Annotated in this window: 27 protein-coding genes; 18 read left to right on the plus strand and 9 right to left on the minus strand. The window is 34.7% G+C overall.

Annotation, left to right across the window (positions count from 1 at the left end):
• Positions 1 to 41 precede the first annotated feature (41 nt).
• Positions 42 to 605 carry a CBO0543 family protein gene (locus ACJ2A9_RS17100; RefSeq protein ID WP_441422896.1) on the minus strand — a complete coding sequence of 188 codons (564 nt, stop codon included), beginning with the start codon at positions 603 to 605 and terminating at the stop codon, positions 42 to 44.
• A gap of 222 nt (positions 606 to 827) precedes the next feature.
• Between ACJ2A9_RS17100 and ACJ2A9_RS17105 the strand changes: the two genes are divergently transcribed.
• The 7 genes from ACJ2A9_RS17105 (at position 828) to ACJ2A9_RS17135 (ending at position 8,292) form a co-directional block, all read left to right on the plus strand.
• Positions 828 to 1,394, plus strand: a complete 567-nt coding sequence (locus tag ACJ2A9_RS17105) for a DUF4256 domain-containing protein (protein ID WP_441422897.1) — start codon at positions 828 to 830, stop codon at positions 1,392 to 1,394.
• Between the two features lie 199 nt (positions 1,395 to 1,593).
• Positions 1,594 to 1,971, plus strand: coding sequence for a hotdog domain-containing protein (locus ACJ2A9_RS17110; RefSeq protein ID WP_441422898.1), 378 nt, complete (start codon positions 1,594 to 1,596; stop codon positions 1,969 to 1,971).
• Positions 1,972 to 2,195: 224 nt separating this feature from the next.
• Positions 2,196 to 3,278, plus strand: a complete 1,083-nt coding sequence (locus ACJ2A9_RS17115) for an endospore germination permease (RefSeq protein ID WP_441422899.1) — start codon at positions 2,196 to 2,198, stop codon at positions 3,276 to 3,278.
• Complete coding sequence (locus ACJ2A9_RS17120) at positions 3,275 to 4,744, plus strand: spore germination protein (protein ID WP_441422900.1); 1,470 nt, start codon at positions 3,275 to 3,277, stop codon at positions 4,742 to 4,744. The genes ACJ2A9_RS17115 and ACJ2A9_RS17120 overlap by 4 nt, the downstream gene beginning before the upstream one ends.
• Positions 4,744 to 5,919: a Ger(x)C family spore germination protein gene (locus tag ACJ2A9_RS17125; RefSeq protein WP_441422901.1), complete on the plus strand. Its 1,176-nt coding sequence runs from the start codon at positions 4,744 to 4,746 to the stop codon at positions 5,917 to 5,919. Before ACJ2A9_RS17120 ends, ACJ2A9_RS17125 begins: the two co-directional genes overlap by 1 nt.
• 180 nt (positions 5,920 to 6,099) lie before the next feature.
• Positions 6,100 to 7,365, plus strand: coding sequence for an MFS transporter (locus tag ACJ2A9_RS17130; protein WP_441422902.1), 1,266 nt, complete (start codon positions 6,100 to 6,102; stop codon positions 7,363 to 7,365).
• A gap of 225 nt (positions 7,366 to 7,590) precedes the next feature.
• On the plus strand, positions 7,591 to 8,292 hold the full coding sequence (locus ACJ2A9_RS17135; protein WP_441422903.1) for a pirin family protein: 702 nt from the start codon (positions 7,591 to 7,593) through the stop codon (positions 8,290 to 8,292).
• Positions 8,293 to 8,374: 82 nt separating this feature from the next.
• Here ACJ2A9_RS17135 and ACJ2A9_RS17140 read toward each other — a convergent pair whose 3' ends face one another.
• The 5 genes from ACJ2A9_RS17140 to ACJ2A9_RS17160 form a co-directional block, all read right to left on the minus strand.
• A complete protein-coding gene (locus ACJ2A9_RS17140) occupies positions 8,375 to 8,554 on the minus strand; it encodes a YvrJ family protein (RefSeq protein WP_441422904.1) in 180 nt (59 codons plus the stop codon).
• Positions 8,555 to 8,608: 54 nt separating this feature from the next.
• Positions 8,609 to 8,827 carry a DUF2922 domain-containing protein gene (locus ACJ2A9_RS17145; RefSeq protein ID WP_441422905.1) on the minus strand — a complete coding sequence of 73 codons (219 nt, stop codon included), beginning with the start codon at positions 8,825 to 8,827 and terminating at the stop codon, positions 8,609 to 8,611.
• 33 nt (positions 8,828 to 8,860) lie between these two features.
• Positions 8,861 to 9,070, minus strand: coding sequence for a DUF1659 domain-containing protein (locus ACJ2A9_RS17150; RefSeq protein ID WP_441422906.1), 210 nt, complete (start codon positions 9,068 to 9,070; stop codon positions 8,861 to 8,863).
• 168 nt (positions 9,071 to 9,238) lie between these two features.
• The gene (locus ACJ2A9_RS17155; RefSeq protein WP_441422907.1) at positions 9,239 to 9,712 is read right to left on the minus strand and encodes a CBO0543 family protein; all 474 of its coding nucleotides are present in this window, start codon (positions 9,710 to 9,712) and stop codon (positions 9,239 to 9,241) included.
• 402 nt (positions 9,713 to 10,114) lie between these two features.
• On the minus strand, positions 10,115 to 10,429 hold the full coding sequence (locus tag ACJ2A9_RS17160; RefSeq protein ID WP_441422908.1) for a hypothetical protein: 315 nt from the start codon (positions 10,427 to 10,429) through the stop codon (positions 10,115 to 10,117).
• Between the two features lie 1,198 nt (positions 10,430 to 11,627).
• Here ACJ2A9_RS17160 and ACJ2A9_RS17165 point away from each other — a divergent pair.
• The 3 genes from ACJ2A9_RS17165 to ACJ2A9_RS17175 are packed head-to-tail and all read left to right on the plus strand — an operon-like array spanning position 11,628 to position 12,574.
• Positions 11,628 to 11,975, plus strand: a complete 348-nt coding sequence (locus ACJ2A9_RS17165; protein ID WP_441422909.1) for a hypothetical protein — start codon at positions 11,628 to 11,630, stop codon at positions 11,973 to 11,975.
• Positions 11,962 to 12,120 (plus strand): hypothetical protein, encoded by a 159-nt coding sequence (locus ACJ2A9_RS17170; protein WP_441422910.1) that lies wholly within the window; start codon positions 11,962 to 11,964, stop codon positions 12,118 to 12,120. Before ACJ2A9_RS17165 ends, ACJ2A9_RS17170 begins: the two co-directional genes overlap by 14 nt.
• A 4-nt stretch (positions 12,121 to 12,124) precedes the next feature.
• Complete coding sequence (locus ACJ2A9_RS17175; RefSeq protein ID WP_441422911.1) at positions 12,125 to 12,574, plus strand: DUF421 domain-containing protein; 450 nt, start codon at positions 12,125 to 12,127, stop codon at positions 12,572 to 12,574.
• 121 nt (positions 12,575 to 12,695) lie between these two features.
• On the opposite strand, the gene ACJ2A9_RS17180 is transcribed toward ACJ2A9_RS17175, so the two are convergent.
• On the minus strand, positions 12,696 to 14,162 hold the full coding sequence (locus tag ACJ2A9_RS17180) for a L,D-transpeptidase family protein (protein WP_441422912.1): 1,467 nt from the start codon (positions 14,160 to 14,162) through the stop codon (positions 12,696 to 12,698).
• 234 nt (positions 14,163 to 14,396) lie between these two features.
• Here ACJ2A9_RS17180 and ACJ2A9_RS17185 point away from each other — a divergent pair, with 234 nt between their 5' ends.
• From ACJ2A9_RS17185 to ACJ2A9_RS17210, 6 genes are all read left to right on the plus strand, one after another.
• A complete protein-coding gene (locus tag ACJ2A9_RS17185; RefSeq protein WP_441422913.1) occupies positions 14,397 to 14,645 on the plus strand; it encodes a hypothetical protein in 249 nt (82 codons plus the stop codon).
• Between the two features lie 72 nt (positions 14,646 to 14,717).
• Positions 14,718 to 15,605 carry a LysM peptidoglycan-binding domain-containing protein gene (locus ACJ2A9_RS17190; protein ID WP_441422914.1) on the plus strand — a complete coding sequence of 296 codons (888 nt, stop codon included), beginning with the start codon at positions 14,718 to 14,720 and terminating at the stop codon, positions 15,603 to 15,605.
• 44 nt (positions 15,606 to 15,649) lie between these two features.
• The gene (locus ACJ2A9_RS17195; RefSeq protein WP_441422915.1) at positions 15,650 to 17,464 is read left to right on the plus strand and encodes a LysM peptidoglycan-binding domain-containing protein; all 1,815 of its coding nucleotides are present in this window, start codon (positions 15,650 to 15,652) and stop codon (positions 17,462 to 17,464) included.
• 295 nt (positions 17,465 to 17,759) lie between these two features.
• Positions 17,760 to 18,203: a GNAT family N-acetyltransferase gene (locus tag ACJ2A9_RS17200; protein WP_441422916.1), complete on the plus strand. Its 444-nt coding sequence runs from the start codon at positions 17,760 to 17,762 to the stop codon at positions 18,201 to 18,203.
• A 27-nt stretch (positions 18,204 to 18,230) separates the two neighbouring features.
• The gene (ybaK, locus tag ACJ2A9_RS17205; RefSeq protein WP_441422917.1) at positions 18,231 to 18,713 is read left to right on the plus strand and encodes a Cys-tRNA(Pro) deacylase; all 483 of its coding nucleotides are present in this window, start codon (positions 18,231 to 18,233) and stop codon (positions 18,711 to 18,713) included.
• 810 nt (positions 18,714 to 19,523) lie between these two features.
• Positions 19,524 to 19,751: a hypothetical protein gene (locus tag ACJ2A9_RS17210; protein ID WP_441422918.1), complete on the plus strand. Its 228-nt coding sequence runs from the start codon at positions 19,524 to 19,526 to the stop codon at positions 19,749 to 19,751.
• Positions 19,752 to 19,928: 177 nt separating this feature from the next.
• Here the strand turns inward: ACJ2A9_RS17210 and ACJ2A9_RS17215 are convergent, their stop codons facing one another.
• Entirely contained in the window at positions 19,929 to 20,549 is a 621-nt protein-coding gene (locus tag ACJ2A9_RS17215) for a LysE family translocator (RefSeq protein WP_441422919.1), read from the minus strand.
• A 150-nt stretch (positions 20,550 to 20,699) separates the two neighbouring features.
• On the opposite strand from ACJ2A9_RS17215, the gene ACJ2A9_RS17220 reads away from it, so the two are divergent.
• The gene (locus ACJ2A9_RS17220) at positions 20,700 to 21,245 is read left to right on the plus strand and encodes a cupin domain-containing protein (protein WP_441422920.1); all 546 of its coding nucleotides are present in this window, start codon (positions 20,700 to 20,702) and stop codon (positions 21,243 to 21,245) included.
• Positions 21,246 to 21,479: 234 nt separating this feature from the next.
• Positions 21,480 to 22,283, plus strand: a complete 804-nt coding sequence (locus tag ACJ2A9_RS17225) for a metallophosphoesterase (RefSeq protein ID WP_441422921.1) — start codon at positions 21,480 to 21,482, stop codon at positions 22,281 to 22,283.
• An 86-nt stretch (positions 22,284 to 22,369) separates the two neighbouring features.
• Here ACJ2A9_RS17225 and ACJ2A9_RS17230 read toward each other — a convergent pair whose 3' ends face one another.
• A complete protein-coding gene (locus ACJ2A9_RS17230; protein WP_441422922.1) occupies positions 22,370 to 22,951 on the minus strand; it encodes a CBO0543 family protein in 582 nt (193 codons plus the stop codon).
• Positions 22,952 to 22,999 lie beyond the last annotated feature (48 nt).

A 22,999-nucleotide genomic window follows, 5' to 3' on the forward strand; every position in this document is an offset into this window, starting at 1 on the left:
AATTCAAAAGGGCTGTTTTGTTAATTTGGGCGTGTTTAATATTATGTCTTTACTGAATCAAAATTTGTTCCATTAACTAATTTATTTGCAATTAAATAGATTACAACATAAAAAGGCACAGAGGCTAAATAATGCCAATTAGGGTAGTCAAAAAAACCCAGCCATTTAAACAATGGTTCTCCAATAAACGCAGTTAAAGCTGAAAAAATTAAGGCTTTTACTAGAGGTTTGATATTTGGTTTTATTTGGATAAAAAACATTACTGTTACTGGTAAGAGAGCAAAATCCCAAGCAAGGAAATCAGGCATTATAGGGATTAGTTTAATATCGTAATGCCACAAACCCATACTTACACCAGCATAGTTTAAAAAAGTTGCTATGAATGCTACCCAAACCCCACCAATAAGGAGACGATTCGTGCTTTCTTTTTTTCTAAAAATAATCCATAACAACCAAGGGAGAATTAGTAAACAGAGGCCTATCCACCAACCTGCACTAAAAACTATATGTTCAATCCATATTTCTACTATATTAGTGTTAGCTTTATCAATAATGACGTATTGTTTTTCAATAAGTTTTTCAACATCCTTATCAGGACTAAGCATTTAATATCCTACTTTCAATTAAGATAAGGACTATTATTGACTACAATTTTTAAAAATAAAACATGTGAAATTTATAATGATTGGTTAATTTGATTACAGCCAACTAAATGTACCACATATGACAGATTACCCGGACAAAAGTAAAGTCAATGGTGGCGGACTTTTGGTTACGCACTATAAAAGCGATACATTAAAGTAGCAAAAAATAAGGAGGACGCTAATATGACAATGAATAATAAGGAGCTGTCACTAGAACAACGTGAAGAACTACTCGCAACGTTGAAAGCCCGTTTCGAGAAAAGCATGAACCGGCATAAAGGTCTTGAATGGGCCAAAGTACAAGCTAAGCTTGATGCGAGTCCTGAAAAACTGTGGTCTCTCTATGAAATGGAAAGAACTGGCGGTGAGCCGGATGTTGTTGACTATGATGAAAAGTCGGGCGAATACATATTTTATGATTGTTCAGCGGAAAGTCCTAAAGGCCGCAGAAGTGTTTGTTACGACCGTGAAGCGCTTGAGTCAAGGAAGAAACATAAGCCGGAAACTAGTGCTATTGATATGGCAACAGCAATGGGTATTGCACTTTTAACGGAAGAACAATACCGTGAATTGCAGAAACTTGAAAATTTCGATATGAAAACATCGAGTTGGGTGCAAACACCTGATAATATTCGTAAACTTGGCGGGGCTCTTTTTTGTGATCGTCGCTACGAAACTGTCTTTGTTTACCACAATGGAGCAGATTCCTACTTTGCAGCAAGGGGTTTTCGTGGTTCGCTAAAGGTCTAAATTTTGCAATTTTTTCCCGTATGATTTATGGCTGCCAGATCTTACAATTTAACTGGCAGCCATGGTTCTTATTAAGGATGAACTGCCGATCCTTATTGATACGGGTGTTGGAAGTGATGCGTTAATTTCCAACTTCAGCTGAATGATTGGAATCTTCAAGATTCTCTCACATTATGAGTGAAAGGGGAAATGAATAGGTATGTCATTAAAAGTAGGAGATATTATTACGTTTGAACGGACGTTTACATTCAGGGATGTTGAATTATTTACGGAGGTATCACGTGATGAAGGAGTTCATCATATCACTCCAGATGAACAGGGGAGACTTGTCGTTCAAGGGTTACTTACGGCAACTCTGCCAACAAAAGTAGGCGGAGATCATAACGTATTGGCTCGTAATATGAATTTTGAGTTTATAAGACCTGTGTTTACTGGTGATACAATCATTTGTGAAGTGAAAATTGAAAAATACGAAAAAAGTGAAAAAAATAGAACAGCGATTATGGCCACCTTTTTATGCAAAAACCAGAATGAAAAAGAGGTTTTAAAAGGGGACTTTTCAGGAGTAATCCTTTAAGTTGTTTATACTCTTTCTTCAATGGTAGAAATTAGTAGACCAAAACTAAATAGCAAAAGTTAAGGAGCTTTGGAAATAATTCTAAGCTCTTTTTTGTGTGTTTTAGACTATTAGACTACATGATTACGTTATTCTATCATAGCTCAATAATATTTATTAAAATGTATATGGAAATAACGATAGGGCAAAATATCCATAACTTACTATGATTGGATTGACACAGAATGAAATTCTCGCGCCTTCAATTATTTTTCGTGCTTATTTTAGCTCTCGGTATATCTAATCATGTCCTTTTACTACCTCATCTATTGAAAGCAGCAAAACGAGATGCATGGGTTTGTATTTTGATCGGTTATGTCATTTTGATTCTTTGGGGCTTTCTACTACATCTTATTTTAAAAAAGAATGGAAAACAAAAACTATCTTTATGGTTGAAAGAGCGTACCAATGTTCCTTTTTCTGCTTTTATCATTTTATTATTCATTGTTTACATTGGCTTATCTGGAGTAATAACGTTTTATGATTTTATCCAGACGATACATATATATTTTCTTCCGTTAACGTCTATTTGGGTTATCGTCGTCTTTTTTCTTATTCTATGTGTTGTTGCTGCCTATTCTAACCTAAAAACGATTGTATACATGTCCGCCATCCTTTTACCATTTGTGTGGGTTCTTGGTCACTTTGTTGCAATTGCTACATTAGGAGGAAAAAATTATTCATATATATTTCCAATCATGACCCAAGGTACTGCACCTTTAATAGAGGGAACGATGATCGTCCTAGCGGGGAGTGTTGATTTATTGCTATTGCTTCTTTTGCAGCAACATGTAAATAAAACATTTACTTTTACTAATATCTTTATTTTGATCTCGATACTTATGGGACTGGTTCTTGGACCAGCAATCGGTTCTATTTCTTCATTTGGGCCAAATGTAGTTGCTCAATTACGTTTTCCAGCTTTTGAGCAATGGAGACTTCTCATGTTAGGGGAACATTTTTCCCATCTCGATTTTTTAGCTGTTTTCCAATTACTTAGTGGATCAACAATACGCGTCGCTTTGTTCTTATTTTTGCTTTATGACATTTTCGAGAATCAATCGACAGTTGTAAAAAGAACTACGCTTATATTGTATAGCATATTACTTGCGGTTCTTTCCATCTATCCAATTAGTGATATTTGGGTAACGACAGCACTTAGGTATTATTTTTATCCATCTGCATTAATTTTTGGGGTAATTATAACTTTGATCTTTATCGTTGTGAGTTATTTACCACAAAAGAGAGGGGTGGATGAAAGTTTATGAGGGTAAGCTGGAAACGACGATACAGTGAGCAAATGATTGAAGATGATCTTCAAAAAGGCTTACTTAGTCATGCAAATTTAAAACAGTTGCTGAGTGGTTATTCTGACGTACATTTTGTGCCAAGCAGCCAAGATTCGCCTATCCTTTCCTTTTATTGTGAAGGTATGATTGATACGGTCCAGCTCAATGATTATTGTCAGGTGATCATGAAAAATTTAATGAAGAATACCTTTGAAAATGGCGATCCATTTCGCGATTTAGATTTGCCACCTATCGATCAAATCACATCGGTTCCACAGATGTTTGAGAAAGTATTTTCTGGATTTCTAATATTATATAAAGAAAGCGATTCTTTCTTTTACGGTGTAGATATTTCGAAGATACCACAAAGGGTTCCGGCAGAATCAACGACAGAAGTTTCAATAAAAGGACCGAAAGATGCTTTTACAGAAGAATTACATGTGAACATATCACTCATTAGAAAACGTATGAAATCAAAGCATCTATATAACGATACCTTTACGATTGGGACTTTAAGTCAAACAAAAGTGGCTTTACTTTATCTAGAGCATAAAGTAAATAAAGAATTGATTAAGGCTGTGAAAAATCGCTTAGAAACATTTGAAACAGAGTGTGTGGTCAGTAGTGGTCAATTAGAACAGTGGCTATCTGACCGGTCTTTTTCGTTATTTCCACTTTATGATCATATTTTGAGACCAGATTTTGTTATTGAATGTTTACTGCGTGGTCGATTTATTATTGTTATTGACGGATCACCAGCAGTTCTAATAGGTCCGATCAATTTATTTGAGTTACTAAAATCCCCAGAGGATGTACACTTTCCATATTTCTTTGTGATGTTTCAAAGAATATTGAGAATTATAGGGTTAGTCATTGCGATTTTTTTACCTGGATTTTGGATTGCAATATCTTCTATCAATTTAGATCAACTTCCTTTTGCATTATTAACAACTGTTGCTGTTGCTAGAGAAGGATTACCATTTCCGGCAGGGGTTGAGGCTTTTTTTATACTTGGATTATTTGAAATTCTTAGAGAAGCAGGGCTTCGTATGCCGACAGCGCTAGGACAAACGATTTCCATTGTTGGTGGTTTAATTATTGGAGATGCAGCTATACGTGCTGGGTTAGCCTCTCCAGCATTAATCGTTATTATTGCTCTTACTGCCGTAGCGACTTACACACTTGTAAATCAATCATTAACAGGTACTGTGACAATATTGCGTTTATATACACTACTAATTTCTGCAATATTAGGGATATATGGATTTTGGATTGCGATGTTCAGTATTCTTGTATATCTATGCCACTTAGAGTCCTTCAAAATAGCATATTTGGAACCTGTTGTCAGTTTGAAGTTTAATGAATTTCTTTCAGCGTTAGTAATGGATCCTTTTAAACGAAATAATTGGACAGCATCGATGCTACGTAAATGGAGAAGATCTTGATGAAGTCATCTTTACGTTTAATTCTTGTACTAATGATTTGTTTTTTTTGTCTGCTTACCACTGGTTGCAGAGATGTTAAAGAGATTCAATATTTAAATTATGCCACTGCCATCGGTGTCGACTACAAAGATGATAAATATTACAGTTACATTCAATTTGTATCGTTAGAGGGAATTGCGAGAATGGAAGGTCAAGTAAGCGACAAAGGTACTATGTGGGTCTCAGAAGTAGCTGCTGATTCATTTGAAGATGCCTTTTTTGAAGTGTACAAAACAGCACAAGAGCGAATTGTTTGGGCTCATGTTTCTACCATTCTTTTAAGTGAAACTGTCTTAAAAAAAGGCTTCGATAACATTTTTGATGCATTAACAAGATATTATGAATTCAGATTAACTCCTTGGGTGTTTGGAACAAAAGAACCGATCAATGAAATCTTGTCAACTTATGGATTTTATGGAAGAACTTCTTTAGATACAATATTACATGCACCTATGAGAATTTATGGACAAAGTTCTGAAATACGTCCGATACAATTACATCGGTTTTCAAGAGAATTATATGAGCCTGCGGAAACCACCTTTATCCCAACACTGATGATTAACAAAAGTCATTGGAAAAAAGATGATGAAGTAGATGCTAAGCTAGCTCCAGATGGCGCCTTTTTTATTCAAAATGAGCACTATAAAGGTTTTTATACTTTAGATCAATTAAATGGTCTAAGGTGGACAACACCTGATACAAGGAGAGCAGCTGTAAAGATCCCGGATGGAGGGATCCCGGAATACTTTATCGTTATTGATTACCCCCGTGCAAAAATTGAAGTTTTACCAAATGAGAGTAGTCCTAGGTTTACTATTCACCTTAAATTAAAGGGGTACTTGACTAACCGTAATCTAAATCAAACTCTTATACTTCAGGACATCGAACAAAAAACTAAAAATAAAATAGCTGAAGAGATTGAAGGGCTGTTTAGACTCGGAGTTGAAAAAGGTGTAGATTTCTTTAATTTAGAGCATCAATTATTTCGAAAAGATTTTGCTACATGGCAACATTTTCGGAAAAATGGTGAGCCCATCTTAACCGAGGATTCATTACAAAATATAAATATTGAATTAACAATTGAACACTCGGGTATTTTGAAAAACCGAAGTGTTGAGATAAGAGAAATTGAATAATAAAAACAAGCATTAACTTAAAAGTAAGGTGGCGAGCCCTCTAAAAATAATGTTTTGGAGGGCATTGTTAGTTAAGTTTACTTTACTTAAAATCCAAAAGGGTTTACTTATAAAATTCTCGTTCCTATTTTTACAAAAAACCATATACATAGAGTAAAAGCCTAACAGGAGTAGATCTTATTGGATAAACAAAATAGCCGATTTAGATGGGTTGTATTTGCTTCTGTCTTATTTACGTATTTGTTAATCTCGAGCCAGCGAACGGCTCCGGGGTTGATTACCGACCAAGTTATGTTGGATTTTAATGTAACAGCAACAACAATTGGGTTACTTACAAGTATCCAATTTTTTGTGTACACCGGTTTGCAAATTCCGATGGGGATATTGGCTGATCGATACGGCCCCAATTTTTTTCTCATTGCCGGTGCAATTCTTACAGGGGTAGGGACGATCATTTACAGTATTGGTACGCATGAATTTGTTTTATTTTTTGCTCGAATTATGATTGGAATCGGGGATGCGACGATCTGGGTCAATATGGTGTTAATTTTGAGCCAATGGTTTAATGCAAAGGAGTTCACACGATTAATTGGTGTAGCAGCCATGACCGGAAGCCTTGGTTTCCTGCTCGCGACTGTTCCTTTCTCCTTATGGATTGACTTCCTTGGCTGGCGGGCAGCATTTTTTTCAGCGGGACTCGTACTGTGTGTATGTTCGATTCTCCTTTATTTTATCCTCTTAAAAAAGCCGAAACAATCAGTGTTCATTAAAAGTGAAAAACAACATGAAAAAACATTGGTGCTATTGCGGAGATTAATTTCGAATCGCCAAGCATGGGCGTTATTTCTTTGTCACTTCGGGATTGTCGGGACGTATGTTGGATTTATTAGTTCCTGGGGAGTACCTTATGGGATGCATGTGTATGGAATGACACGTTCAGATGCGAGTCAGCTTATTATGCTTGGTCTAATCGGGGCCCTTATTGGTGCGCCACTGGGCAGTTGGATTTCCAGCCGATTAGGAACAATTAAACGTCCGTATATTATTGTCCACATCATTCTTTTACTAAGTTGGTCAGTCTTTCTTTTATTTAACGGAAATCCGCCACTTGCCATGTTAACTATGCTTTTCTTTATTATTGGTCTTGCATATGGGGCAAATGCTTTAACTTTTGCGGCCGTTCGTCAATCTTTTCCTATCAAAGAATCTGGTATTGTCTCTGGGTTTGCGAATACAGGTGGATTCCTAAGCGCCGTATTACTGCCAAGTATTTTTGGAAAGGTTTTGGATCATTTTCAGGCAGTTTCTGGTAGTATAAGTCATGGATTTTACTATGGTTTCATCACACCTGTTGTCTTCTCAATCATTGGCTTGATTGGAGTGATTTGTATTAAAGAAAAGCGTCAGTGTCAGGAGATAAAACAAATATCTACTACTTTTGAATAATTCGTTTACGAGTGGCAAAGCTAATTTATTGTTGACACTTGAAAATAAATTATTATATAATTATCTCGAATTCGAGATAAAAGTGAGAATTGGGAGTAAGAGAATACGATGTATAAATTTTTTTGGGTGAATATCTCGAATCAAGAATAATTTAATTTGTAATAATGATTTCTTGTCGTAAGGGAATAAGAAAAAGAACATATGAAAAATAAAGGAGAGAAATATATGCTAAAAAAAATGGATAGTAATAACATGGGTTCAAGTAATCTTGGGTGGTTAAGAAGTAAATTTCATTTTTCATTTGCTGAATATTATAATCCAGATAACATTCAATTTGGTGCTTTACGAGTAATTAATGATGATCTCATTGCTCCAAAAACTGGATTTGATACACACCCTCACCGAAATATGGAGATTATTTCTTACGTAGTTGACGGCGAACTTTCTCATGGTGATAGCATGGGAAATCAAAGTACGATATCACGAGGGCATGTTCAATATATGAGTGCAGGAACAGGTGTACTTCATAGCGAGCATAATTTTGGAGAAGAAACATGTAGGCTTTTACAAATTTGGATCTTGCCTGATCAACTAGGATACAAACCAAATTACGGTGATTTCAGATTTAATTGGGAAGACAGAACAAACCAATGGCTTCATATGGTGTCAGGAAAAGACGGAGATGCACCGATCAAAATTAATCAAGATGTGAATATTTATTCCTTGGAGTTAGAGAAAGGAAAAGAGATTGATTTTTCTGTTGCGGAAGGAAGACAAGCCTATTTAGTTCAAATCGAAGGAGCTTCAACGATCAATGAGCTTCAGTTATCTGATCGAGACGGAATGGAGATTATTGAAGAAGAGATGACAGTGAAGGCTGAGGAAACATCGCACATCCTTATTATCGAAATGAAAAAACAGGACTAATCGTAAAGATTTACTGATAAATATTAATAAAGCAGTGATTTCTTATGTAAGAATTCACTGCTTTATTTGTTCGCTAATACCCTTATATGAATGATTTCTTCTGTTCATGACTGTGTCGATACATTTGTTGTGTTATTTTGCCTGGGAGCTCTTGAACGGATTCATTGACGAGATCGAGCTTTTTTTCCACCCGGTGTAACAAATAGAGTGTTACAACGATCGGAAAACCATATTCGCTCAGTAGTGGAATCCACGTTTCCATAGAACTTCCTCCTTTGTTTTGTATGAAAAAAGAGGGAGCATATCCCTCTTCTTATTACGAAATATCGATATCTGCTACACTACGACCAACGATTCTTGCTTGTTTTTTTGCAATGAGTTCTCCACCACTTGATGTAAAAGCATTTTGTGCAAGTACTGCATCCATTGCTGCTTTAACCGCAGCAGGGTCAACCGGTTCAATTGGATCGTCGAGTGAAATTGTGACATTTTTACCTAATTGGTTTTCAAAAATTAATTCAATACGCTTGTCCATACAGATTCTCTCCTTCATTAGATTTTGTCATTGTTATAGAGAGTAAACATTGTTGCGGTCCATTTTTTCAATCGGGTGGACCTGTAACGTCATAAGAGCCAAAGCAGTGTCCCGTAAGTGTGAATCAGTAGCAAGGGTTTTAATGTTGGTAAAGTTCTTGTTGCGAAAAATCGGTTCACCGCTGCCGTTTGTCCCTACTTCTAATACGACTGTTAAACGTGAGTTCACTAATACACCATCCATTGTTATCCCTCCTTTCACATTGTATATAGCAATATGTCTCGGAAAAGGTGCTATGATTTTGAAATTCTAAAAAAATCGATCCCTTGTGTTAGGATCGATCTGTAGCATGATTCTTATTTCGTTAGGGGGATTGAAAACTATATAACAATAGCCAGTCTATTACAATGTCTATTCATTAAACTCTTTTGCAAAAAACCATCGGTAGTAGCGCCGAGAGATAAATAAGGTTATACCCATCGTAATCGTACTCCAATACCATTTCCAATGAATGTATCGAATTAGCTTCGTAAATTTTAATGCAAATAACTCTAATCCAGATAATACAGACAAATAGAAAGAATAGTACAATGTTTTTATGATTGCTTTATGTTTTTCTGGATAATAAAGATTAAAAAATACTGAAACTGCAGGAAAAACAAAATATTCAAATGTAAAGCTGGCTTTATTCGATTTCTTAAAAAAACGTCTTGGATACTGTATTAACTTGTTTTCAGCAACGATTAGTCCAAAAGACCAAGTAATGACCTGCTGAAATAAAAAAGCGATATGAGCTTGACGAATCTTATTTTTCGGTACGAGCAAAACGAGTAATGAACCTACAAGAACCCACGAGAAAACTAAAAGACCTTTTTCTTTTGACATAATTCGACACCATCCTAATGCAAGTATATCCAAAAAAATTCATATTTATAAAGGTTTTAGATTGGTTTGATATCAAGAAAGAGGTAACCTCTAAAGTTTTTGCTATCAAAGAGATAAAGCACTGGAAATTATCTCTTCGTAACAACTACAGGATAAAAAAATCGCAAACCAAATCATAAAAATGTGAAATGGTTTGCGATAATTAAATTCTGAAATGCTGAATAATAAATATCCTTTACTCTATTTGGACATTATTTTTGATTAAAAAACTCAGTGAAAGCCTGGAAAATTTCAATAGCTTGATATGAAAAAATTGAAATTGCTGTTATAGAAAACATTCCCATCATTATTAAGCGTATCCACATCATAAATATCTTCCTCCTTTGAATTAAAAAAATATGATTAGTAATTCAAACGAGGAGTGTCCACATTCTTAGATTGATAGAAGACGGGTCCAAGTAATAATCGCTTTCTTGCCAGAAAAATAAGACGATTGAGTAAATCAAAAATTGTTAAGATAATTGCAACAAAGAGTGATATGACTACTAAGTATGCAGTCAATTGGTTATTAGTATCAATTGGGTACAAGCTATTAGTATTATCATAATCTAATATAGTAATCTCTTGGAGCTCACTCACATGAATAAGATTTAGTACGGTATGGTTATTAAGTGATAGGGATAAAATGAAGAAAATTAAAATTATCAATTTATTCATCCTTAGCCCCCCCTTTTTGTAGTAAAAACAATTATACATTGAAAACAATAAAAATTAAATGGGATTATTTGTTAGTGATGAATTTTTTTTATCATCATTTTAGAATGTTTGAAGTAGTTTCAGCCTTTGTTACCGTTGGGTTTCTATGGGACTAACTGTGGAATAAAAAATGTAAAAAATTAGGATTCTATATTTCGTAATTACATATTTTACATTTTTTAGGAGGTAGTCATGGTTACAAATTATTCGAATTTTGTACAACAGGCATTGTAAAACGAAAGGGGGAAAATTATGATATGAATGAACTTTTTAAAAACCCTTTGATCTATCGTGAAATAACAGGGGATCAGATTTTTATTCCGTTAGATACAAAAAGGTTATGGGGAAGATAATCGATGATTTAAATGCTTATGGATGATATTTAGATAGGAATCTAATACTTCTATGTAGGATACTCCTCGAGTTTAATTCATTAATCTCAAGCAATTAAAACAAAAGGAGTATCCGCTTTTGATAAAGGTCATCCAATACCTAGGCCATAATTTTATTAATAAGAAAGTAAGAGTCTCCAAACAGGTTTTTATCATTTACTCTACGGGAGATAATTCAGATTGATTCACTAGTAAAACATTATTTAACGATGAATTATCCAGTCTTTTTATTTCACAGAAACCATTTTCGTATATCCAAATAATCTTGTAAACACTGTCTTCAAATTTAACCTTGGTACCAATTTTCAAATATGTGCTCCTCCCCTAACCTGTTTGGAAACCCTATATAAAATAACAAATATAAACGCTTTCAGTTAAGTGGTAATTACTACCTGAAAACTGTATTTCTACAAAAAAAACAGTAAAGGCAATTAAGAATTTTCAAAGAGAAGAACAGATACCTATTACCGGGAGGATTAGTAAAAGAGAATACATGATTAGGATTGTTGGACTAAATATTCCTATTTCTGATCAGGAATTTCCTATTGTTAAGTGTAGACCTTTTTTACTGTAGTGTAGTCATATGGGTGCCTTTAACAAAAATTAAATATAGGCAAATGCCGTTACACAAAATTAAGTTATACATAAACTGCCATTGACTTTTTTAATTTAAAGGAGGAAAAAGATGTATTATTATTACCCGGTGTTCCCTCAATATTCAGGTAGATCCAAGTTATTATCAGGGTAATAAAACGGAGGTAGAAGAAGTGGGGGAATATGGTTCCCTTACAATTCAAACTCAACAACTTAAGGAGATTGAAAAAGAGATCGAAAAGGCTGAAGATACTTTACAACGAGTTCAGACAAATCCGGTCATATATGGAAAAAAAGCAGATACAGTAGACAATGTTAAAAAGGAGAATAATACAATTGCTCCTCCAATAACTGAAAATATAACCTTAGGCGAGCGAGATTTTACAGAACTAATGTACAGAGAGTTACAAGCAATTCGTAAGCTGTTAGAAAAAAATAAAATAAAAAATAGCCTTTGTTCTTCTCATATACATAGCACATATTTTAGGAAAACAAACCATTTCTCAAATGACCTATCATGATTTTATTGCATCAATTATGATAGGGTCTATTGCCGGTAACCTGGCATTTAACACATCGATAAGTACTCCGCACATTCTTGTCGCATTATTCTTTTTTATTATTATTTGTATCGACTATCCTTTCATTAAAACATCGAAATATTAGAGCTTTGCTGTCTGGAGAGCCAACAGTAATATTACAGGATGGAAAAATCTTAGAAAATAACATGAAGAAGTTAAAGTTTACAATGGACTCATTTAATCAAGCATTAAGAGAAAAAGGTGTGTTTGATATTGATGAAGTGGAGTATGCCATTATGGAAACGGATGGTCATTTATCTATATTAAAGAAACTTCCACATCAAAATGTAACAAAAAAAGATATGGGAATATTTACGACAAATAAATCCTATTTTCCAATTGAACTTATTATGGACGGACAAATCATAGAAAAAAATTTTACACAAAACCATCTAACTAAACCTTGGTTAGAAGCTGAACTATCTCAAAGGAGATTAAAGCTAGAAGACGTTTCTTATTGTGTTCGTGGAACGAATAATCAATTGTATTTTGATCTATTTGAGGATAGTATCCATTCCCCTATAGATGTAGAATCATGAGAGTAATTTCGTCCTCAATAAAAAAATCGCAAACCAAATCATCAAAATGTGAAATGGTTTGCGATTATTTAAATTTAGAAATGCTCAATAATATCTTTTTATATTAAACAGTTTTCATTTTCTAATAGATAATAACCGGATCATAGACTGATAGATTTTCATAAACTTCATTCATAATACTAGGAGGTACGTTGACACAACCAGCCGACCCAGCTGTACGATAGGCATCGCTTCCCCAGTTTGTTCGCCAACTGGCGTCGTGAAAACCTTGTCCACTGTTTGTAAATGGCGCCCAATAATCAACTTTTATTGCATAATTGGTGCCTGCCGAACTTCCTGTAAGTGTATATTGTGTTCGTTTGTAGAGGATATACCACACTCCCGGTAATGTATCTTGATTTGTACTTTGTTTGCCAGTAACCACATTCGTCGATACAACTAGTTCTCCATCTTTGTAAATCCACATCCGTTGTTCGGCAATGGACACTTCAGCATACGTATCACCAATACCATTGTTTGTAAGAGTGTCATAGCCATAGCCCTCACCGCTCCAGCCATTTCCATAAATATTGGAAGCAGAAACTGTTGTTTCCCCTTTTTGAAAAGCTTCTTGAATCAGTGCTGCTTCTTTATCTACATCAAGTGCCCAGCCATAACCTTGTCCTTTAACTGAAATAACTGAACCTGAATGGGTTTTAAAGGTAAAATCTTTCCCTAAGGTGGATTGAGTGTCATTAATTTCTGCAATTTTATTTTTAATCCTGCTTAGGTCTATCGTAACTTCTAAATCTCTTGACACAGTGGCATTTTTGATTAGATCAATTCCAGTTAATGAATAAACTTGATCCTGTACGTTATAGTCGATAGAATGCTGAAGGAGTTCTTGAAGCCTTTTCTCTTCATTTTTTACAATTTCGCTGTCTTCCATGATAGGAGCTAGGTAGATTGGATTTAGATGGATTTCACTAGTATAGGCATGGTTTTCGAATTCATTTAATAGAAAGGCGATATCGTATTGCTCACCTGTGACGGCTTCAAAGATGATAATTTCTCCTGCTTCCAAAACAGCTTTGGCATCGATAGGAGCTTCTAAATTGGCATTAATTGAGATCAGTTTGTGTTCAAGTTCGTTTTTAAGAGTTTCGTTACGATATTGGTCATGTAAGCTTGGTGTTAAAATATAATCTCTTTCCTTGGAGGAGGGAAAAAATGTCCATTGACTTTTTAATAGGTTTTTGATTTCAGTCAGGTCATCGTCAATAATTCCCATCTTTGTATCTTTTCCATCAAAAATTAGTTCATTTCCAATATAGACTTCGTTTTTTAAGACGGATGATTGCAGTTCTTTAAGAGCTTGATCAACAGTAAGGCCACTGACATTTATGCCATTAATCGTTATATTTGTATTAAAGTGTGTTGCCTGATAATAGCTGATTGCGCCAAACATTAGTGAAATAATAATTGATGTTGTGCTAAACTTCCAATTTTTAAACCATTTATCCGATTTTCTTCGTGAATGATGATGAATTTCTTTTGTTGATTGCTCTAAAGCGTATCCCACATAGATCCCCCCGCATATCTTTGACATAACCTTTTGGTTTTTATTAAAACGATTAATAAATAGTTTATCGTATTAATTAACTTATACTATAATTCAATGGGATAGGATAGAATGAATTTTGTCCTAATTTGAAAATTTTAGGAGTTCCATATACTATCGTAAATAGGTAAATTAATAGTTATCTAACTTTTGGAGAACCTTGACATATGGTCACTAAAAAGTTTTGATGCAGTATCGAAAAAAAATAAGGCGGTATTTTAAATGGTGCAAAAAATTGATCATACTTTATGTGTCCTTGATTTCTCAAGAACAATACATAATACAACATTTGTTAAATTCAGTGGGTACGATGCAGTTAATGGAAAGGATTTTAATGGAGAAGTAAAATTTGTTGGTGGGCTCCCATACGGTGATATCATTCATCCTGAAAGGTCTTCCTTGTCTTCGGAATGTAGAGATTATGTGCGAACAATGCTGATTAGCAAGTATAACGCAGGAGAATTTGATTAAATGAAGGTGGAAAAAAGCTAATGAACATCTTTTTAGCTTGAAGAATAACATATAGGCTAAGAGGTGATGTGAATGTTACATGTTGTACAAAACGGGGATACATTGGGAGGAATTGCTGCAAGTTATGGTACATCAATCGGGGCGATTATGAATGCGAATGTGATCTGTAATCCGAATCTTATTTTCCCAGGGCAACCGTTGATCATTCCGCAAGCTGGAATTGATTTGCCAAGGGCAGGCGGATATCCTTATTATGTTGTTCTTTATGGAGATACATTATGGTGTATTGCAAATCAGTTTTCACAAAGCGTCGCGTCACTTGCTGCGGCTAATCAAATAAGGAACCCGAATCAAATCTACGCTGGCAGTGAATTGCTTGTTCTTTTTGAACCCCCTAATCCACAGGAATTGTTTGACGAATGGAATCGAATGGGAGGGGTGCAATGTGAAGAGATGTCTTCCTTGCAAGTTCATGGTATATACTATATCGGTTCGTTTCGCTGGGAAACACTTGGGGAAAGGGCAATTCCTTATTTGACAGATTTATTAAGGCACTCTTGTGATACGGTACGGTACTACACTGTACTTAGTTTAGGCAGAATCGGAACAGGGATGCAGACGCGTTTGGCTTTGCAACAAGCCTTGAATGATGAAGTGCCATACATTGCTGAGCTAGCACGCTTTGCATTGCAGAGGTATCAGTTGATTCCCGTATGGACAAAACGAATCCACATCATCACTTCAAACACGATTTTACTCAATCAACCGACCTCTTCATCCCCTAGTCATCCTATTTCTAAAGGAACACCCGTCATTGTTCAAAGGTGGAATATCCCTAGTCCTACTGGTGAAGAAGGGCCGCGTGGAGATATCCAAATGTTTGATCTTGTACAAATAACTGGTACGGGGCAAATTGGTTATTTACCTCGAGTTGGATTTAATGAAATTGTTATGGTTTAGCTTGGGTTAGATCCAGAAGAATACATTTATTTGGAGGGTTTGCCATGCAACTTTTTTACACAGTACGTCCTGGGGACACCCTTTACGAGATTGCCAGACGGTGGGAGCTTCCTCTTGAATCGCTGATTGCTGCAAACAATCTAAATCCACCTTATACGATTTATGTAGGCCAACAGCTTTCCGTTCCACCTGGTGTTGATGTTATTCGTGTACGACCTGGTGATTCGGTTTTTAAAATCTCACAATCTTTTCGTGTTCCACAAGCTGTCATAATCGAAGCAAATCGTCTTCAACCCCCTTATGTTATTCAAGTTGGTCAGCTGTTACATGTTCCACCTGGTGTCCCGTACTATGTTGTCCAACCTGGCGATACACTGTTTCTTATCGCATTACGGTTTAATGTTGTAACAGGAGGACACAATAATGCGGAATTAATTAAAGAGGTAAACAGGCTGCCTTCTTATACTATTTATCCAGGGATGAAACTGATCATTCCATACGCTCCATCCGGGGATCGTGGTTTGCTTGCCTATATATCGAACCGTGGTGGGCAATTTGATCTATGGATCTATCATCCTAGTAGCGGTATAAATGAACAGGTGACAAATGGTTTAGGGGAATCCTATTCGATACCATTTTGGTCACCAGACAGCAGGAGGATTGCTTTTGTCGGGAAGAATCGAATTCTTTATGTTTTTCAGTTAGGTGAATTTACAATTGCGAGCATTGATCAATTTGAAGAAGGATTAGGCATTTTTGTAAATTGGTCTAGAGATAGTCAAAAGCTAGTTTATATAAAAGGGAACAATATCGTAATGTACGATATCGTTACACATCAAGTGCAAAGAATACATCAGCCTGGTGCAACGGATGTTCAATGGTTCCCTAGCGGAGTAGAACTGCTTTTTCAAGCGCCAGACGGATCGGGAGTCAGTCAGCTTTTTCGAATGCGAACAAATGGAACGGGCAAACAGCAAATTACTCGCAATACTGGCGGACGGCTAAACGATGTTCGGTTATCTCCTGATGGATCATTTGCACTGTATACAACGCCTGGCGTTAGCATCTCAATCATTCATACTTTAGATCTGACAACTGGAAATGTCGTTGAAGTAAGAGGTGGGCCGCTTGCCAAAAACTATTTTCCAGTGTGGTCACCAGATTCATCGACAATTGCATATAGTGCGACAGCTTATGAAGATAGGGGATATTTTTCTTTAATTAGAACGACGGGAAAGCAAGGAGAGAATGATGTAACAAGAGCCATTTCCGATTGCTTTGCGACACCTGTAACGTGGTCACCAGACGGCAGGAAAATTGCCTATCTTTCTGGATGTAACAATCAAGGGTCTGCAAGTGAAATTTGGTTACTCAATGTACATCAACCTGTTCCAATTCGATTAGTTGAAGGTGGGCGGATCACATCGTTACAATGGTCACCTTCAGCAATTGGACCATTGAAAAGAACATATACAAACCCCGTTTATAACGTTCAATTTCAATATCCATCCTATTGGCGAAAAGTAACAGATGAAAGATATGAAGGACCAGATGGTTTCTTTCAAATTTCTGCAATATCTTCAGAACAATCCATTCACGAAGTTTGTCAGGGTGAAGCATTTCATAAACTGCTTCCTTATGGTACTGAACCACAAATCATTACAACACAAATCCAAAATCAGGAAGCATGCTTTATTTATCCTTCTGAAGACCAGCCAGTAGACATGAAGAATCAAGCCGCTCTTATTATTCGCTACCCAACACCCATTCAGATTAACGGAGCAACTTACAATTTCTTTATCTTATGGGGAGATCAAAATCATCTATTTGAAATAGGTAGAACCTTATCGTTTGTTTAATAATAATAGTTTGTTCAAGTGCCATTTTAGAATGAGTGAAAAAGATATAAAAGTGAAAAAGATATATGGGAAATTCAGATGCGAGTATATTTTCATGGACACACCATTTCTTTCGATTTATTCTAGCCAAATTTTAGAAACTTAACTAAGTAGTGTACTGAAAATATACTAGCATCACTTCCTAATCCAGGGATCGCTCTTTGTTATATTAAAGTAAAATCAAGATAGTTTATTAAAAATTATAAATAAGATAGAATGATTCCTAAAGAATTATCTGTAAGGTGGGAGTAAGATAATGGAAATTTATCAAGCTACAATTGTTGATTTAGAAGGAGTGTCAAATTTATTTAATTTATACCGGATGTTTTATGAGCAAACATCAGATATAGAAGGTGCAAAGAATTACATAAAAGAACGGTTAGAAAGAAAAGATTCTGTAATATTTGTAGTAAAAGACAAACAAAAGTATGTAGGCTTCACTCAGCTTTATCCTACATTTTCATCGATATCTATGAAAAGAGCTTGGATATTAAATGACTTGTATGTCGATGAAGAAGCTAGAAAACAAGGAATAGGAGAAATGCTATTACATAAAGCCGAAGAACACGCAATTAAAACGGGTGCTAAAAGCATTAGTCTAAGTACAGCACCGGATAATGATTCTGCTCAAAAATTATATGAAAAAAACGGATATAAACAGGACACAGAATTTTTACATTATGAATTGAGTTTGAATTAAAATATAGTTTGAAAGCGTGGTTAGACGATGGCGAAAAAAATAGCAAAAACAAATGCAGTTCGTTTGATAGAGCAGCAAAAAATCTCCTATGAGTTATTACTTTACGCAACAGATGATGGTCAAGCAGTAGATGGAATCACTGTCTCAGAAAAAATTGGTTATCCTTTCGAGTATGTTTATAAAACATTGATTGCAACAGCAGGAGCAAATCGATATTACGTCTTTGTTGTACCCGTTGCAGAGGAATTAGATTTAAAAAAAGCGGCAAAGGTAATCGGCGAGAAGAAAATCGAAATGATTGCGGTGAAGGATCTTCTAGGATTAACTGGCTATGTTCGGGGTGGTTGCTCTCCAATTGGGATGAAAAAATTGTTCCCGACCTATTTTGATACGACCGCAGAAATACTTGATTTTATGATAGTCAGTGCAGGGAAAATCGGGATGAAGCTAAAAGTAGCACCACTAGATTTAGCCAAGGCATGCGATGGAAAGTTTGCAGAAATTGTATAATGAAATTGTAGGGGAAGTGACTCCAAGATGTAGCTGAAATATCAATATTTTTCAAATAAACAATTGCGATGCTTCAATAATGAAGGATCGCTTTTTTATATCAAGTAAAGCAAGTAGTTTAGTTCATGGTATTTTCACAGAAGAGGCCGATCATGAGTGGTAAGTCTGCTAAAAGGAAATCAACCTTTTACTGACGATTTGCAACATGTTTTTATTCAATCTAAAGTAGATTAAGAGTACATTGGTGTAGCTACTTGCCTAGCTTTCTAATAACTTAGACTTACCTACTTGTAAATTGTATATTTCTTTGCTCAGTAATTAAAGGTTCATGTTTTTACTAGGACCTTATCTTGCGATCATATCTCACCAAACGTCCCACGGATATCCGTAATTTTAATGTTCTTTGCTCTTTCCTCTTTCCACAAAAACATAATACGATCTTGTTCAAACTACACAAATTTACTTTATTTCAATATCGTTAGAATATAAATTACAATTTTTGTAAAATATAATTGTTGTCCTCTAATTTAATTAACTTTTCTCGAGCTCATCACTCCAAAAAATTAGGGGACATTAAGCCTATGTTTTGCGGGAATAGAAATTATCACTCTAGGTAAATGTAGTAAATTGGAAATGGCAAAATCGTATGAATATAAAATCCAGTAAATAAATATGAATAAAAAGTCTTATACAAAAACGTTTTATTCATACAAATGGTTATAATTATCAAGGATAACTTGTAAGTTTTGATCAATAATAAATTATGTTTGAAACACATCTTAGTTTCAAGCACTAGAAAGGGGGCCCATCATGGTAAATTGGTTAGCTAATTCATTTCGGATAGGAAGAAGATCTCAACAGCTATTTGACATATTTGGTATGAGACGACGAAATAATAATCGTAATGGAATGATGATGTCAATTGTAGGCTTGGGTATTGGTGCCGCTGCATATGGCCTAATGAGAGGACGTAACGGTAACGGACGGAATCAAATGATGCAACCGATACAAAGATCACTCAACATGCTTAGAAATTAGTTATTGCTATGAATGGGGGAAGAGCAGCTGTTATTAGCTGCTCTTTTTTACTTTCTTTTGTAATTACATATCTTACATTTTTTAGGAGGTAATTAAGTAAGAGATTAGTAAAAAAGAAGGAAAATAATTCAATAAGGCAATAAAAACATTGGGCATATACCAAATGTTTCTACTGTTTTATTGTTTTTCAAGGGCTAATTTCAAGCCGAATCCTATTAAGACAAGTCCTGTTGTTTTGTCCATGAAGTTTTGAACTTTAGCAGACATTAACCATTCACGTAAGTAATTGATAAAAAATACGTAAATAAAGAACCAAGATATAGAGAGTAAGGTGTAGATGATGCCCATCATAATGAGTTGAGCCGTAACATTGCTCCCATTACTAACAAACTGAGGAAGAAATGTAATGAAAAACATGGCAACTTTCGGATTTAATACGTTGGATAATAGTCCTTGTTTAAAAGCAGATTTTATTGAAATCATTTTATTATTCTTTTCTTGGTTAAGATTTCTAGCTTTCTTCCTTGAAATAAAAGATGAAACACCAAGATAAATTAAATAAATCGCTCCAATATACTTTACGATTTCAAATGCAATAGCTGACTGCATTAGAATAGCAGAAAGACCAAAAGCCGCTGCCAAGGTATGAACTAACGAACCCATTGTTATTCCTAAAGCCATTTTATATCCATCTTTTCTTCCATCTGAAATTGTTCTTTTTGTAATAAGTGCCGTATCGATTCCAGGACTCATTACCACAAATAATGATAACAATAAAAATGTAAAAAGGTCATTCATGTTAGACACTCCCCTTTGCATTGTCATAAACCATTGGGTAAAATATAATTTAATATTTGTTAAATGTAGATTAACATATAAAATAATAATTGTTTAGTGTATTTTAATAAAATTAAATTTAATTTAATAATATTTAAGGAGATTGTAGTAATGGAGAATATTGATATTGGTAAAAAGGTTGAAAAGTTTAGAAAAGATAAGGGTTTTAGTAGTAGAGAGTTAGCCAAATTAGCTGAAATCACACCATCAATGTTAAGTCAGATTGAACGAGGATTAGCGAATCCATCTATACAGACACTTAAAGTATTAGCCAAAGTACTGGATGTTCCAACATTTAGTTTTTTACTTGAAGATACTCATACCGAAGATTTGGTTGTTCGATCAAATGATAGAAAGAATATGATTGTAGAAGGTTTATCATATGAACTCGTTTCTCCAGACTTTACAGGTACCTTGGCAACAGCGATTATGAAAGTACCACCTAAAACCTCTTCTTCTGAAAAACTTTTAGATCATAAGGGTGAAGAAGTTGCCTTTGTGTTAGCCGGGAAAATAAGAGTATATTTAAATAATGAGGAATATATCTTAGAAACGGGCGATAGTGTAAAAATCCCTGCACATATGAAGCACAAATGGGAAAATAACTTCGACAAAGAGGCATCGATATTATTTTCGGTTACTCCACCAGCTTTTTAAATAGTACTAGTATTTCTAACCAAATGAACATTGAAGCACAGTTTTATGAATCCCAAGTTTACCGAGCGTCTAATATTAGTGTGATTCCTCTAGCGACTGTGGAATCAGTCACTAAATGATCGATCGGTGGTGGCCCTGGCAAATTAGATTTATGTAGGAAATGATTAACTTTTAGGCATATAAAAAGGACTCAACCTCTTTATTTTACATAATTTTATTAAAAGGAGAGATGTAATGAGAATCGCTATATTATCAGATATTCATGAAGGATTGAACCGTAAAAATACACAAGTTAATATCATGGCAACTTTAAAAAAGTGGATTTCCACCCATATGCCAGAAGTGTTTATTATTAGTGGAGATATGACGGCAGGTCCAGAAAAAAGTCTTACCCTTTTGAACCAATTACAAAACGAATTTCCGAATACTAAATTACTGTTTGTACATGGAAATCACGATATATATCATAAGGATTCCAAGAGTGCATACGAAGTACTACTTAATTTTCAAGGTAACCTTGGAAATGGTCCAGTCGAATTGTCAAAAGATTGGGTAGTTATTGGTGATGGTGGATGGTATGATTATTCTTTTGGTATTGAGGGGTTTACTGAGGAACAATTTAAAATTGGTACTTATAATGACTTTACGTGGCCAGATAAAACGTATGCTAATTGGCCTAGAAATGATTGTGATGAGACTCTACGTTCTATAAACAAATTAGAGGGATGGCTAAGGGAATATCAAGGAAAAAATATTATCATGGTAACACATTTTGTACCCTTTTCACACTTTGTGGTATGTAAGGATGATCCGAGTTGGGACTTTTTCAATGCGATGATGGGTAGTTCACGTTTCGGTGAACTAGCGATTAAGTACGGTGTTAAAAAATATATTTTTGGACACATTCATACTCGATATCATGATCAATATAACGGAATTGAAATAATATGTAATCCATTAGGTTACTACCCTCATGAATGGAATTTCAAAACAGTGGAAGAAGAAATTTTCTCATGCATCAAAGTAATTACCATTTAAAATTAGCATTTATGTTTAATTTTAGGCACCATGTTTGTGGTAATAATTGCCGTTCAATAGCTTAATCAAGTATGTTGGGTAGGTACTTACATATGTTTTTTCTCAATTTCTTTAACTTTAATAATTACCCACCTAAGTATTAGTCCAATTAAAATATAAATAGGAAATGAATATAAGTATTTCCAATGGTAGATTTCATATATCCCTAACCATACAATCAGTGGTTCTAATACAAAAGAGAAAATAAAAGAAGTGATTGTTAAGGATATAAAAAAAGATTTCCAAGTATTACAATATTGGTAAATAATCATAAAAGCAATCGGCATATGAACTTTATGAATTTCTATTATTGGAGTTATAATAGGCAGCAATCTATCTGGATAGGACCATAAAACTAAAGTAATACCAATTATATCCAAGAAAAGAGCAATTGAACCAATTAAAAGACCATATGAAGCAACTTCGAGAATTCTTTTCTTATCTAAAACGATGAACCAAATAATAAAAAAAATAAATGTAGATGTTAAGAGTAACCACCAATTGAAAGAAAAAACGGTCTCGGTAATCCAATATTCAAATAACATATCCCTGGTCTTTTGTCTTAGCTTGATGATTTCATCCCAACTAGGATTTAGCAATAAAATCTTTAATTGTGTTAATGTGCTCATATAAGAATTCTCCTATACTTATCATTAAAGATTATCATGGACTAAATT

Source organism: Anaerobacillus sp. MEB173 (genome assembly GCF_052119505.1).
Taxonomy (GTDB): Bacteria; Bacillota; Bacilli; order Bacillales; family JBJMAU01; genus JBJMAU01.